10 protein-coding genes, 2 tRNA genes and 1 pseudogene are annotated in these 14,139 nt (G+C 51.9%); 7 read left to right on the top strand and 6 right to left on the bottom strand.

Annotation, left to right across the window (positions count from 1 at the left end):
• Nucleotides 1–238: 238 nt before the first annotated feature.
• Together DWZ82_RS08330 and DWZ82_RS08325 are read left to right on the top strand one after the other, a co-directional pair.
• A complete protein-coding gene (locus DWZ82_RS08330) occupies nt 239–3,910 on the top strand; it encodes an MBG domain-containing protein (protein WP_118480122.1) in 3,672 nt (1,223 codons plus the stop codon).
• Between the two features lie 152 nt (nt 3,911–4,062).
• A tRNA-Val gene (locus tag DWZ82_RS08325) sits at nt 4,063–4,138 on the top strand.
• 244 nt (nt 4,139–4,382) lie between these two features.
• Here the strand turns inward: DWZ82_RS08325 and DWZ82_RS08320 are convergent.
• Nucleotides 4,383–4,619 (bottom strand): tyrosine-type recombinase/integrase, encoded by a 237-nt coding sequence (locus DWZ82_RS08320; RefSeq protein WP_118480120.1) that lies wholly within the window; start codon nt 4,617–4,619, stop codon nt 4,383–4,385.
• A gap of 315 nt (nt 4,620–4,934) precedes the next feature.
• Nucleotides 4,935–5,303, bottom strand: coding sequence for a S24 family peptidase (locus DWZ82_RS08315; RefSeq protein WP_118480118.1), 369 nt, complete (start codon nt 5,301–5,303; stop codon nt 4,935–4,937).
• 471 nt (nt 5,304–5,774) lie between these two features.
• Here DWZ82_RS08315 and DWZ82_RS15620 point away from each other — a divergent pair.
• Nucleotides 5,775–6,011: pseudogene (locus tag DWZ82_RS15620) on the top strand (ssDNA-binding protein); the annotation flags it as partial.
• Nucleotides 6,012–6,549: 538 nt separating this feature from the next.
• On the opposite strand, the gene DWZ82_RS08305 reads toward DWZ82_RS15620, so the two are convergent.
• Both DWZ82_RS08305 and DWZ82_RS08300 read right to left on the bottom strand, forming a co-directional pair.
• Nucleotides 6,550–6,813 carry a DUF1653 domain-containing protein gene (locus DWZ82_RS08305; protein WP_118480116.1) on the bottom strand — a complete coding sequence of 88 codons (264 nt, stop codon included), beginning with the start codon at nt 6,811–6,813 and terminating at the stop codon, nt 6,550–6,552.
• A gap of 144 nt (nt 6,814–6,957) precedes the next feature.
• A tRNA-Ala gene (locus DWZ82_RS08300) sits at nt 6,958–7,034 on the bottom strand.
• Between the two features lie 276 nt (nt 7,035–7,310).
• Here DWZ82_RS08300 and DWZ82_RS08295 point away from each other — a divergent pair.
• Both DWZ82_RS08295 and DWZ82_RS08290 read left to right on the top strand, forming a co-directional pair.
• Complete coding sequence (locus DWZ82_RS08295) at nt 7,311–8,723, top strand: glycine--tRNA ligase (RefSeq protein WP_118480114.1); 1,413 nt, start codon at nt 7,311–7,313, stop codon at nt 8,721–8,723.
• Nucleotides 8,724–9,094: 371 nt separating this feature from the next.
• Nucleotides 9,095–10,387 carry an O-acetylhomoserine aminocarboxypropyltransferase/cysteine synthase family protein gene (locus tag DWZ82_RS08290; protein WP_118480112.1) on the top strand — a complete coding sequence of 431 codons (1,293 nt, stop codon included), beginning with the start codon at nt 9,095–9,097 and terminating at the stop codon, nt 10,385–10,387.
• Nucleotides 10,388–10,575: 188 nt separating this feature from the next.
• Here DWZ82_RS08290 and DWZ82_RS08285 read toward each other — a convergent pair whose 3' ends face one another.
• Both DWZ82_RS08285 and DWZ82_RS08280 read right to left on the bottom strand, forming a co-directional pair.
• Nucleotides 10,576–11,292: an NAD-dependent protein deacylase gene (locus tag DWZ82_RS08285; RefSeq protein WP_110436758.1), complete on the bottom strand. Its 717-nt coding sequence runs from the start codon at nt 11,290–11,292 to the stop codon at nt 10,576–10,578.
• Between the two features lie 116 nt (nt 11,293–11,408).
• Nucleotides 11,409–11,930, bottom strand: a complete 522-nt coding sequence (locus DWZ82_RS08280) for a nitroreductase family protein (RefSeq protein WP_158575143.1) — start codon at nt 11,928–11,930, stop codon at nt 11,409–11,411.
• 181 nt (nt 11,931–12,111) lie between these two features.
• Between DWZ82_RS08280 and DWZ82_RS08275 the strand changes: the two genes are divergently transcribed.
• Nucleotides 12,112–13,716: an ABC-F family ATP-binding cassette domain-containing protein gene (locus DWZ82_RS08275; protein WP_118480109.1), complete on the top strand. Its 1,605-nt coding sequence runs from the start codon at nt 12,112–12,114 to the stop codon at nt 13,714–13,716.
• The gene (locus DWZ82_RS08270; RefSeq protein ID WP_158575142.1) at nt 13,716–14,081 is read left to right on the top strand and encodes a DUF2752 domain-containing protein; all 366 of its coding nucleotides are present in this window, start codon (nt 13,716–13,718) and stop codon (nt 14,079–14,081) included. Before DWZ82_RS08275 ends, DWZ82_RS08270 begins: the two co-directional genes overlap by 1 nt.
• The last annotated feature ends 58 nt before the right edge of the window (nt 14,082–14,139 follow it).

Here is a 14,139-nt window from a genome sequence, read left to right as displayed (position 1 = left end):
TAAAAGGCACACTGCATAAGCGGATGAGACACGAAGAAACAGACTAACGACTGGCTGTGCCCTTATGGAAAATGCTGAATATTAAGTGTCGAATTTTGTCGATTAAAATATTGACGCATGCGAAACCTCATGGTAAGCTGAATAAAAATATGTGTGTTCTCTGCGAAAAATTGTGCAGAGTGCAGTGAACGAAGCGCACGCAATCGTCAAATCCCAGCTTGCGGGTCAGGAGGAAAACGTGAAACGTCTTAAAACGGCATTTTCGGCGGCCTTGGCGCTCTCGATGGCGCTCGGCATGGTAGTCGTTCCTGCAGGAGCGGCCGACGGTACTTATCAGAATGCGGTTTATCCGGAACGGATATGTAGAAAGGCTCAACCAACTACATCAATCCGAATCAATCGAAATGGTACACCCGTAGTTGAAAAGTCGATTACTGTTTCGATTCCAACTGGTGATGAGCCATACAAGGATATGTATACGGCGGATGCACTTTTCCAGGATCTGACGGTCAACCGCGAAGCAACATGCAATATTTCATTGCATGCAGAAGATAAAACAATAGTGGACGAAAACACGAATAATGGTGTCACATTTCGTAGGGAAGAAGAACCAAATAAGCAGACAAACAAAATAGATGTGCACTGGGACATGATTGTTACTTGTAATGCAAAAGCAGGGCAAACATATCATATGAAAGCCGAGTGTAATGGTTTATCTGACGAACTCGAGATTGTTTTAATCTCAGAAGAAGGTTCAAAAGAAGAAACACCGATTATAGACTGGATTACGTCGGCTAAGGGCACATACGGCCAGACCTGGAATGAAATGGTTGATGCTTCCGGCTGCAGTGCAACGCTGAATGGCACAGAACTGCCCGGCACATTCGAGGTCGTAAACGGTGATACCGTCCCGAATATCGGGGACAAATATCGGCTCAAATTTGCGTCGGAGGACGGCAAGTACATCGTGGAAAGCGAGGAGTTTTCTGCAGAAATCCAACCGAAAGCGCTTACAGTTACGGCGGAAAGTGCAGAGAAAGTGTACGATGGCGAACCTCTGGTGAGAAATTCATACATGGCAGACGGGCTGGTAAACGGCGATGAAATTACCCAGGTTATAGTATCTGGAACACTGACCGATGCTGGAGAAATGTCAAATGTGCCAAGTGACGCGAAAATAAGCAGAAATGATACAGATAAGACGGAAAATTATGCAATTACTTACGTCAATGGTACGCTGAAAGTTACTCCGCGGGATATTGCGGACGCGCAGATTGATATGAAGCAGACCGAGTATGTGTATAACGAAAGTGTGCATAATCCTAAGCCGATCGTTATGATAAATGGCAAAGAATTGTTAAAAGGTACGGATTTTGAGCTTTCCTACGCTAATAATGTAAACAGAGGTACGGCAACGGTGACAATTAACGGTAAGGGTAATTACACCGGAAAAGTTGAGGAAACGTTCCAAATCACGCCGAAAATGCCGGAAAAGGACGTGGATTACAAGGTTGTATTGCCTGCGGATCCGATATATGACGGCAAGCCTCGTGAGGCGTCTGTGTGGACGAGAACAGGCGTTGGCGAGGTCACAGTTTGGTACAACGACAGCACGGCTTTGCCGGTTCATGCCGGAACTTACAACGTGGCGGTCGAGATTGCATCGAGTGACAACTTTTCTGCGGTCAAACGGATGGATATCGGCAGTTTTTCAATCAATAGGCGCACGATCTCTTTGGATACAACAGCGCTGAAAATTGAAGACAAGACATACAACGGACGCGATGATGATGCGAAGATTAGCGGTCTGGCGTTCAGCAACCTACCGGATGGCGCGGTACTGAGCGAGGGCACGGATTACACACTCGCTACGCGCTACGCATCTGCTGAAGCCGGCGAGAGGGACGTGACGATTACAGTTACACTTGCGAATGAAAATTACACGCTGAAAGACGGAAACTGCATCGTAAAAGGTAAAATCCTGCCTAAAACAGTCGAACTTGTTGTAATTGCGAAGGATGCAGTTTATACCGGCCTGCCGTACAGCGAGGGCAATCTGACCTGCTCGAGCACATCCGCGCCGACGTATCGCTACTACGCCGACAGCAACGGCGCAAAAAGCAATCAACTGGACGGTGCACCGATCAACGCTGGAACTTACTGGGTGGAAGCGTATGCGCCGGAAACGAGCAGTACGGCTTCCGCAACCTCGCAAGCGGTTCGGTTTCATATTGAAAAAGCGCCGCTGTGTATTCGTGCTAAGGGTAAAACCATAACCTATGGAGAAACGTTAAGTGATAATGGTGCGGAAATCAATGGATTCGTGAACAATGAGAACGAAAACGTGCTTTCGGGTCTGAACTATGCGTTTGACTATGCGCAGTTTAGCGATATTGGAACTTACACAATTATTCCGATGGACGCAAAAGCCGAAAATTACAAAATTACATACGAAAACGGCGTGTTGAACGTACAGCCGAAGCCTATTGAGATAAAATGGAACGGCGAGAGTGTTTTCTATTATGATGGTACGCCGAAGTTGGTCACGGCAGAAGCGATTGGCGCGGTGAACGGAGATGCGCTTACTGTCATAATCGAGGACGGCAGCCGGACCGAAATCGGGTCGTACACCGCACGCGCGGTCGCTCTGGCAGGCGGAAAGGCGGGCAACTATGTGCTGCCCGAGGCACAAACCTTCTCGTTTCAGATCAAGAAGGCACTCGAGATGGCAGATGTCACGCCGAGTACCGTTACTGCCGTAATCGATGGCCTGACGATTCGACTGACCGGCTTTGCGACCGAGCCGATCACGGTTTCTGCGCCGGATGCCGTGGCCGCGGGCGATACGCTGATCATTCATGGCGTGACGTACACGATCGACCGTTCTGCAGTGGATATGCGCCGCGCGGAGATCGCGTTCGTATTTGCGGACAGCAGTACGCAGACTAACGTTTACGGCGCGGGAGATATCGGAACGGCATTTCCGGCCGACAGTAAGCGCGGATACACGTTTGACGGGTGGAAAATCGGTGATAAAACGTACACGACGCTGACGGAGGAAGCACTTACTAAACTGAACGGCACGCAGACTGCAGCACCGGTGTTCACCGCTCAGCAGAGTGGAGGAACGAGCGGCAGTGGTGGCGGCGGTCCGGTCCGCACGCCGACCGGTGCGGTGACTGCGGCTAAGAGTGAGCACGGCGAGGTCTCGATCACGCCGAAAAACGCAGCCAAAGGCAGCACAGTGATGATTAAAGCTGTGCCAAAGAAAGGCTATGCTCTCAAAACAATCGCGATTACCGACCAGAGTGGCAAGCCGGTCGCAGTGACGGAGAAGGACGGTCAGTTTACATTCGTCATGCCTGCGTGCAATGTCACGCTTACGCCTATTTTCGAGAGACAGCCTGCTCAAAATGTGAGCTTCGATGACGTCAAGCCAACCGAGTGGTACGCCGATGCCGTGCACTGTGTTGTGGAAAAGGGTCTGATGAGCGGTACAGGTACGGATGCGTTCTCGCCGGATGGCACGACCACGCGCGGTATGCTGATGACAATTCTCGCACGGTACGCGGGTGCGGATACGACCGGCGGTGCAAGCTGGTACGAGAAGGGCATGGCGTGGGCGCAGTCGGCAGGCATTTCGGATGGCTGCGCGCCGGAGGCTGGAATTACACGAGAGCAGCTCGTCACCATGCTGTACCGCTATGCGGACGCTCCCGAAGCCGGCGGCACACTGGATGCCTTTACGGATGCGGATATCGTCAGCGCTTATGCGGCTGATGCCATGCGATGGGCGGCGGCGAACGGAATCGTCAACGGCTCGCACGGCAGACTGAATCCACAGGGGAATGCCACCCGCGCACAGGCTGCGGCAATGCTGATGCGGTTCTGTGAAAAGATGGAACAATAATACATTGCACCGCGCATGCCGGAGAACGCTGTGCGCGGTGTAAATTTTCGGGTCTAAAATTTTTTGGAGTTTTTTCAGAAAATGTGTTGACAGATTCGTAATTCTGTTATATACTAAACAAGTCGTCAGGGATGAGACGACAACGACCCGATGGAAGTTTAGCTCAGCTGGGAGAGCATCTGCCTTACAAGCAGAGGGTCACAGGTTCGAGCCCTGTAACTTCCACCATGGAGCACTCATTGTAAGATGAGTGCTTTTCTTTGCCTTTTTGCAGCTGGGTTCGTCATGTACCAACCGGCAGAGGGTCACAGGTTCGAGTCCTGTAACTTCCACCAACATGAAACCCTCTAAACCGTACGGTTTAGAGGGCTTTTGTTTATTTCAACTTTTTATGCACTCTACTCGGTTGACGGGTAGAGTGTACTTTTTTGTAAAATGCGCTGCATCAGGCTATTTTCGGCTGTTTGATGTGTCACCTGCTTCCGACGGATTTCTTCTTTGCCTTGCGCTGCTGTGCGTGCTGGAAGTTGATAACCTTGAGCGATGCCTCGGCAAAGGCATCGACGGACAGGTGAGTGTAGATCTGCGACGTCATGGCAATCGACTGGTGACCCGGAAGATCCTTTGCGACATTAAGCGGGACACCGGCGGACTGCAGGTCGGTCGCATAAGTGTGTCGCAGGCAGTATGGCGTGAGATCATCGGCCACAACGACGTTTCCTGGTCGATTGCGCCGATAGCCATCTGTGCGCCCATATCGAGATCAAGCGCCTGCTTGAACGAGCGCCACATCTGCTTCATGGACGTTTCGGTGTGCGGTCTGCCGGTAGTCGGCTGCGTAAAAAGATAGCCGCTACTCTTTTCCTCGACCTTGTGCCAGAGATCGCGCGCGGTCTTTACCCGGACGGAGTACCGCTTGCCATTATAGCTAAACGTTTTGCGGAAACATCCGTCTAATGTGTTTGTTTTTATTGCAAAACATCTTTGGTTGTAAAATAAGAGGGTAGAATGCACTCGCTAACGCTCATCGGTTGCAGCCGGTGGACGTAATTTTTATATTTAGAACGCGCGTATCAGTACGCGCGGGATACCGATAATACGGTATCTTTCCGGGTCGGTGCCCTCGATCCGTCTGGGCGGGTAAGACGGGGTTCAGGGGTGCAAGCTCCAGCCAATCCTCGCTCTGAGCGTAGTTGATGCGTTTGATGGTCATTTCGTCATCGCCATAGCTGATGATTCCGATTTCGCCGCTGTGGTTCATGGTGTTCTGCTTGAGCACCAGCACGATATCACCATCACGGAAATCAGGATACATACTGTCACCGCGGACATGCATAGCGCAGAAATCCTCCGGCTTGCGGCCCTTGAGATAGGTGTCGGGAACTTCGACCATTTTCTCTTTTGATTCGTTCTCCTAATGTCAGAACAAACACCCTTACTTTATATCAAACATTCGATTGCTTGTGATTAGTGTACCACCTGTGTGATTATAAATCACACAAGGAGGTGTGAAACATAAACGCCTGAACCTATCAGAAACTCCGTCTTTCCCGACAAGCACAAAGCCAAGCGCATAATCGGCGCACCGAGAGCGTCCGGCGAGCATCGCGTGATGTACTATCTTGGCTACGCTGCGACCGACATCGTCAAGCGGCGTATTGGCATTGTACGATAAAATGCACAAGAAAGAAGATTCAATGTAAAACAACAACTTCGCAGCCAATCTGGCTGCAGTCGAGAAGCACAGCTGCGGCATCAAGCCGAGCAAGCGTCTTCACTTCTGCTGGACGGAGGAGCAGCTCGAGCAGCTGACCGCTCTGTGGGATACGGCGTGAAGAACCTGTGGAAGGGCAGCCGTCCGCAGATGCGTTATCCGGTCCTCTATGACGGCGATGGCACCCGCCCGTCCGGTGAGCCGTTCGGCCCGGAGTGCAAGGGTCACTGGGTCATCACCGCCTCCGGCAAGCAGAAGCCGCAGTGCGTGCATATTTCCAACGTCCATGCCGACCTGCTGCCGACCGACGTTTACTCCGGTATGTATGCCCACGTGACCGTCAACTTCTTCCCGTATGATGCTTCCGGCAACCGCGGCGTAGGCTTCGGTCTGGGCAACGTGTGCAAGTCCCGCGACGGCGAACCGCTCGGCGGCCGTGCAAATGCTATACGGCAGCGTACCCCGGTACGCTTTCACAGTTGGTGCGGACGGCACTGGTGCCCAAGTCCGGCTACAAATTCGTGGACGCGGACTTTTTCGCTATCGAGGCGCGTGTGGTTGCGTGGCTTGCGGGCGAGGAATGAGTCTTGCAGGTTTTCTGCACGCACGACAAGATCTGCGAGGCAACCGAAATCCCGTACACGCGAGTGCATTACCAAGAATGAGGTGAACTACATCAAACTGCGGTCGCTGGAACGGGCAGGCTTTATGATCGGGTATGACCCGATTCGCAAGCTGCTGAGCGTCACCGTGCAGGAGCTTGCCGGTCTGAAGGAGCTTGCCGGTCTGAAGGAGCAGACCATCGAGTACCTGCTGCGGTATCAGTACGGCGAGGAGCTCGTGAAGAAGCTGGCGAAGGCTATGGAGAAGTAAAGCGAAACCCCTATGGGAACTGGTTTTATACCGGCTCTCAGAGGGGCTGTTTTTATTCGGTTGGCTTCGGCGTATCTCCATCAAAGACTACATGAGCAAAGCGAAAACGCTGCGTAACATCAGGGTACTTCTCACGATCCACTTCGGAGGCGAACATATCATACGGTCGCGCATAAATTTTGAAATCGCCGTAGAGTGCCTGATAAATTACCAGCGATTCGCCGGTTTCTGTGTGCGTGGCGATGGCAAGAACCTGATATAGTTTGTTTTTGAAGTGCAGGTATTTCTCACTGACCAGAATTTTTCTGGAATCCATTCATATTTCCTCCAATCCTATGTTTTTATTATAACAGAGATGAGGGCAAAGAAAAAGAGCACACCCGCAATCAGGTGTGCTCTATTCTGATGGCTAACGCGAAAACATTCCGAACTACGAAAAAGAGTTCGTATCTTCGCATTATGGTGGACTTGAAGGGGATCGAACCCTCGACCTCTCGGATGCGAACCGAACGCTCTCCCAAACTGAGCTACAAGCCCGAATATATGTTGTCAAGAAAAGTGTTTTGACCAAACTCAACAGAACAGGGAAGACGGAGACTGCTTTCCGCACTGCTTGCAACTGAGCGAATCGCCCGAATGTCAGCTTTTCGCAAGCAATTTACCGATCAAACCAAACTCTATTCGTTTAATTAGCTAAACTACCCTTGACAATTATTAATTATAACGGTAGAATAATTTCATGTCAAGCACTTTTTTCGGGTGCAAAGCAAAAACAGCGTGCAGCAGCCAGCTGTGCCAAAAGGAGAATTTAACATGAAAAACAGCGAAAAAACAATGGAAAAGATCGTAGCGCTCTGCAAGGGCCGCGGCTTCGTATACTCCGGCTCGGAGATTTACGGCGGTCTTGCAAACACCTGGGACTACGGTCCGCTCGGCGTTGAGTTCAAGAACAACGTCAAGGCAGCATGGCGCAAGAAATTTGTGCAGGAGAGCCAGTACAATGTAGGTCTTGACTCCGCGATCCTGATGAACCCGATGACCTGGGTTGCTTCCGGTCACGTTGGCGGATTCTCTGACCCGCTGATGGACTGCAAGGAGTGCAAGGAGCGTTTCCGTGCCGATAAGGTAATTGAGGACTGGTGTGCTGAGAATAACTACGATCTCGGCAAGAGTGTTGACGCGCTCAGCCAGGCTGAGATGAAGGCATTCATTGATGAGCATGAGATCGCATGCCCGACCTGCGGCAAGCACAACTGGACCGACATCCGTCAGTTCAATCTGATGTTCAAGACCTTCCAGGGCGTTACCGAGAACGCGAAGAACGAGCTGTATCTGCGTCCGGAGACCGCACAGGGCATCTTCGTAAACTTCCAGAACATCCAGCGCACCACCCGTAAGAAGATTCCGTTCGGCGTTGGTCAGGTAGGCAAGTCCTTCCGCAACGAGATCACCCCGGGCAACTTCACCTTCCGTACCCGCGAGTTTGAGCAGATGGAACTGGAGTTCTTCTGCAAGCCGGGCACCGACCTTGAGTGGTTCAAGTACTGGAAGGATTACTGCCACAACTTCCTGCTGTCTCTCGGCATGAAGGACGAGAACCTGCGTCTGCGTGACCACGATCCGGAGGAGCTGTCTCATTACTCCAACGCTACCACCGATATTGAGTTTATGTTCCCGTTTGGCTGGGGCGAGCTGTGGGGCATTGCCGACCGCACTAATTTCGACCTGACCCAGCATCAGAATACCTCGGGTGTTTCGATGGAATACTTCGATCAGGAAGCAAACGAGAAGTATATTCCGTATGTTATCGAGCCTTCGCTTGGTGCTGACCGTGTTGCACTGGCCTTCCTGTGCGACGCTTACGACGAGGAAGTCGTAGGTCAGGACAAGAACGGCAAGGACGATGTTCGTACCGTTCTGCGTCTGCATCCGGCTCTGGCACCGTTCAAGGCTGCTGTACTGCCGCTGTCCAAGAAGCTGACCGACAAGGCTATGCCGATCTGGCAGGAGCTGGCTAAGCAGTTCTCTGTTGATTTTGACGATGCAGGCTCTATCGGTAAGCGCTATCGCCGTGAGGACGAGATCGGTACACCGTACTGCGTAACCGTCGATTTCGAGACCGAGCAGGACGGCTGCGTAACCGTTCGTGACCGCGACACTATGGAGCAGGAGCGCATCAAGATCGAGGACGTTGCTGCTTATATCGCAAAGAAGATCGAGTTCTGATTTTTTTCGCTGCTGAACATTGATCATCAAAACCGCTGCACAATCCCTGTGCGGCGGTTTTCTTTTATTTGGATGGAGAACAGAAAACACCACCAATAGCCTATCGAAAATGTAGGGATTGAGCTATCGGAAATTGGGCACTCTGCCGGAATGAAAAAAGTTTGTCGGAAAGGGTTGACAGAAGAGGGGGAGTTTAGTATAATCATAGCAATCCCAGCGAAATAATATGAATTTAGGAGACGCGGTTATGCGATACTACTTTGTAAAGCTGCTCCGCTCGAATTTCCGATTTGGGCGAATGTGATCCTTCTTTTTAGTACACGAAACGAATCAATCACTTCAAACATGTATATAAAAAGGAGATTATTATCATGGCAACTATCAAGAATACCGAAAACTGGTCCTTTGAAACCAAGCAGCTGCACATCGGTCAGGAGACCGCTGATCCGGTTACCGATTCTCGTGCAGTTCCGATCTACCAGACCACTTCTTATGTTTTCCATGACAGTCAGCACGCGGCAGACCGTTTCGGTCTGGCTGACGCAGGCAATATCTACGGTCGTCTGACCAATTCTACGCAGGATGTGTTCGAGAAGCGCATTGCAGCGCTCGAGGGCGGTGTTGCCGCTCTGGCTACCGCTTCCGGTGCCGCAGCGATCACTTACACCATTCAGGCACTTGCTCAGGCTGGCGACCACATCATAGCACAGAAGACCATCTACGGCGGCAGCTACAACCTGCTGGCACATACTCTGCCGCAGTTCGGCGTTGAGACCACCTTCGTTGATGCACACAATCTGGAAGAGCTGGAAGGCGCTATCAAGGACAACACTAAGGCTGTTTACATCGAGACTCTCGGCAACCCGAATTCCGATATTCCGGATATCGAGGCTATTGCAAAGATTGCGCACAAGCACGGTCTGCCGCTCGTAATTGACAACACCTTCGGCACTCCGTACCTCATCCGTCCGATTGAGTACGGCGCTGATATCGTTGTTCACTCTGCTACCAAGTTCATCGGCGGCCACGGCACGACCCTCGGCGGCATCATTGTTGATTCCGGCAAGTTCGACTGGAAGGCATCCGGCAAGTATGCACCGATTGCTGAGCCGAACCCGAGTTATCACGGCATCTCTTTTGCAGATGCAGTCGGTCCTGCTGCTTTCGTAACCTACATCCGCGCTATCCTGCTGCGTGATACTGGTGCTACCATTTCTCCGTTCAACGCATTTTTGCTGCTGCAGGGCACTGAGACTCTGTCTCTGCGTATCGAGCGTCACGTTGAGAACACCAAGAAGGTCGTTGAGTTCCTGACCAATCACCCGCAGGTTGAGCATGTGAACCATCCGTCTCTGCCGAACCACCCGGATCATGCTCTGTACGAGAAGTACTTCCCGAACGGCGGCGCATCTATCTTCACCTTCGATATCAAGGGCGGAAAGGAAGCAGCATTTAAGTTCATTGACAAGCTGCAGATCTTTTCTCTGTTGGCAAATGTTGCTGACGTTAAGAGCCTGGTCATCCATCCGGCAACCACCACTCACTCGCAGCTGACCGCAGAGGAACTGGAGGATCAGGGTATCCATCAGGGCACCATCCGTCTGTCCATTGGCACCGAGAATATCAATGATATTCTGGCTGACCTCGAGCAGGCATTCAACTAAGCTGAATATCGCGTATTCCTATTTTATCTCTTATTGACGAGAAAAGACCCGCTGAAAGCGGGTCTTTTCCTATCTGTACAGCAGTTTCATCCCTTGATGATGGCAAAAATGAGTGCAATTTTATCAATCGGCATAATACCCCCTTTTTCGGTTTGCAGTTTATATAACCGGAAAAGGGAGCTTTATTTTTACAGCTGCGAGAAAACCTCGCCGATTGGCGCGTGAATGACCAGATCAGCACGGCGATCCGCAGGAGTAGGGGACTTATTGACCAAAACCAGCTTATTGCCGCGGTAATAGTCGATCAGACCAGCGGCCGGATACACAGCCAGCGATGTGCCGCCGATAATCAGAATATCAGCCTTGGAGATGTAGTCTACGCTCTTGTTGATCGTGTAGCTGTCGAGTCCCTCCTCGTACAGCACGACATCTGGCTTGATAATGCCGCCGCAGGAGCATCGCGGAATGCCGGTGCCTTTGGCGATATCCTCAACCGGATATGGCTTGCGGCAGCGCATACAGTAGTTACGCAGTACTGAGCCGTGCAGCTCAAGCACTTCCTTCGAGCCTGCCTTCTGGTGCAGACCGTCGATGTTCTGCGTTACAACGGCACGGCACTTGCCCTCGCGTTCCCACTCGGCCAGCTTGAGGTGAGCCGCATTCGGCTTTGCATCAAGAGCCAGCATTTTCGCCCGATAGAAGCGATAAAACTCCTCGGTTTCGCTCAAAAAGAACGTGTGGCTGAGAATGGTCTCCGGCGGGTACTTGTACTGCTGGTTGTATAGACCGTCCACCGAGCGGAAATCCGGAATGCCGCTCTCGGTCGATACGCCTGCACCGCCGAAAAAGACAATGTTGTCGCTGCCGTCGATCCACTCTTTTAATTTAGCAATCTTCTCATCCATGATATTAGCTCCTTTCGTCGCTAATGAATTGAAAATTAAGGTATTTGGCACAGCCGAATGATTTAATGCACGCAAGAATAGCGGCATTTTCAATTCTCAATTTTCCATTGTTTCGATTATTCGGTAATCGAAACTAAGCCCTCATGACGCGGCTTTGCCGGCGTTTCCTTCTCGATGTAGCCGATGGCTGCGGAGCAGACAACAATGTGGTCCTCCGGTACGCCGTACTCGGTCAGCAGTGCACGAACCTCGGGTACGTCGCAGGTCTCGCGCAGCTGGTTGATCCAGCAGGAGCCGAGGCCAAGCTCGGTAGCCATCAGCAGCAGATTTTCCATTGCAGCAGCGCCGTCTACCAGAGCGTGGTGCTCATCCCGCTTGTAGGAAATGATGATGTTGACCGGTGCACCGTAGAAATTGTACTCCGGACCGCGATTGTCTGCCTCAGCAACGGCACGAGCCAGCTTGAGTGACTTCTCTGCATTATAAACCACGGTAAAGTGCCACAGGTACTTGCCCATGCCGGAAGGTGCCCATTCAGCAGCTTCAACAATCTGCATGATCTGATCCTTCGGCGGCAGCTCGGACTTGAACGCGCGCGTAGAGCGGCGGGACTTGATAACTTCCATCAGGTTAGACATAGGAAAAACCTCCTGAAACAAATAGGGATTGATATTTATAAATATAGTATATAGCATTCTGGGTGCTGTTTCAAGACAACATGAACAAAAATGCGGCTGCACCTGTAAATTATCTGTGAAAACAGCGGTTTGTGTGGTATACTGATTCTAATTGAAAAATAATGCGGGAGGAATCTCTTTCATGATCAATATCAGCGATCTTAGCTTAAACTTCAGCGGCGAGCCGCTGTTCAAAGATGTAAACCTGAAATTCACCCAGGGCAACTGCTACGGTGTTATCGGTGCAAACGGTGCAGGCAAGTCTACCTTCCTGCGCATTCTGTCCGGCGATCTGGACCCGTCCACCGGCACGGTTTCGATTGCGCCCAAGACCCGTATGAGCGTACTCAAGCAGGACCACTTTGCCTTCAACGAGGAGACTGTTCTCAACACGGTTCTCGGCGGCAACGAGCGTCTGCTTGAGGTCATGCACGAAAAGGATGCGCTCTACATGAAGGACCCGTTCACCGAGGAGGACGGCAACAGGGCTGCCGAGCTGGAGTCCGAGTTTGCTGAAATGGGCGGTTGGGACGCCGAGACTGAGGCCAGCCAGCTGCTGAACGGTCTGGGTCTGGATGCAGATGCCATCCTGTACACCGAAATGAAGAACCTCGGTGACGTCGAGAAGGTCAAGGTGCTGCTGGCGCGTGCGCTGTTCGGCAAGCCGGATATCCTGCTGCTGGACGAGCCTACCAACCATCTGGACATTCAGGCAGTCCGCTGGCTGGAGGACTTCCTTGCTGATTTCGAAGGCACCGTCCTCGTTGTATCGCATGACCGTCACTTCCTGAACAATGTATGTACCCATATCGTTGATATCGATTACGGCAAGATCAAGCTGTATGTCGGCAACTACGAGTTCTGGTATGAGTCCTCTCAGCTGGTTCAGCGCATGATCAAGGATCAGAACCGCAAGAACGAGGAAAAGATCAAGGAACTGCAGAACTTCATTCAGCGTTTTGCGGCAAACAAGTCCAAGTCCCGTCAGGCGACCAGCCGCCGCAAGCTGATCGACAAGCTGTCCGTCGAGGAAATGCCGGCTTCGTCCCGCCGTTACCCGTGGGTAGCGTTTGACGCGGACCGTGAGGCAGGCAAGGATATTCTCGAGGTGCGCGGCATCTCCAAGACCATCGACGGCGAGAAGGTGCTCGACAACGTATCCTTCATCGTTCGCCGCGGCGACAAAATTGCGTTCATCTCGGATAACGAGTTGGCAATGACTACGCTGTTCCAGATTCTTATGGGCGAGATGAAACCGGATGAGGGCAGCTTCAAGTGGGGCGTTACCACCTCGCAGAGCTATTTCCCGAAGGACAACAACGAGTTCTTCGAGGGCCACGAGGAAAACATGCTCGACTGGATCGCACCGTATTCCCGCACGGATACACTGGAATCCACGCTGCGCGGCTTCCTCGGCCGTATGCTGTTCTCCGGCGACGATGTTTACAAGCCGGTTCGCGTACTGTCCGGCGGTGAGAAGGTTCGCCTGATGCTGGCGCGCATGATGCTGTTCGGCTCGAACGTGCTTGTCATCGACCAGCCGACCAACCACCTCGATCTGGAATCCATCACCGCAGTCAACAACGGCGTTCGTGATTTCAAGGGCACGGTATTGTTTGCATCGCACGACCATGAGTTCGTGCAGACCATCGCGACCCGTATTATCGAAATTCGTGAAAAGGGTGTTCTGGACAAGGAATGCACCTACGACGAGTTCCTCGAGTTCCGCGAGACCTACAAGGGCTGATGCCGGAGCGCTTTCGGCGCGGTCTGAACGGTCTGCTCGTGCTGCTGATACTGGGTGCACTGGCATACGCCTCGGCGCTGTTGTTTGGCTGGAACTGTCCGATCAAATACTTGACCGGCGTGCCATGTCCCGGCTGCGGACTGAGCCGTGCACTTGCCGCTCTGCTCCGGCTGGATTTTCGTGCGGCACTGCGGTTTCACCCGATGGTTTTCGTGCTGCCGACAGTCGTTTTGTACGCACTGTTTGGCAAAAAGCCGCTTCTCGGCTCCAAAAAACTCGAACGCGTGCTGTTGTGGAGCGTTATTGTGCTGGATATTGCAATTTGGCTGATACGTATCGCGCTGCATGACCCGCTGATTTTTTGAAGATTTCCCGCTCGAACTGTACTGCACGGTTCGAGCGGATGTTGTTTTATTCGACATT

It is taken from the genome of Butyricicoccus sp. AF35-5AC (assembly GCF_003477715.1).
GTDB classification, from domain to species: Bacteria; Bacillota; Clostridia; order Oscillospirales; family Butyricicoccaceae; genus Agathobaculum; species Agathobaculum butyriciproducens.
This window is presented reverse-complemented; position numbering and strand designations above follow the sequence as displayed.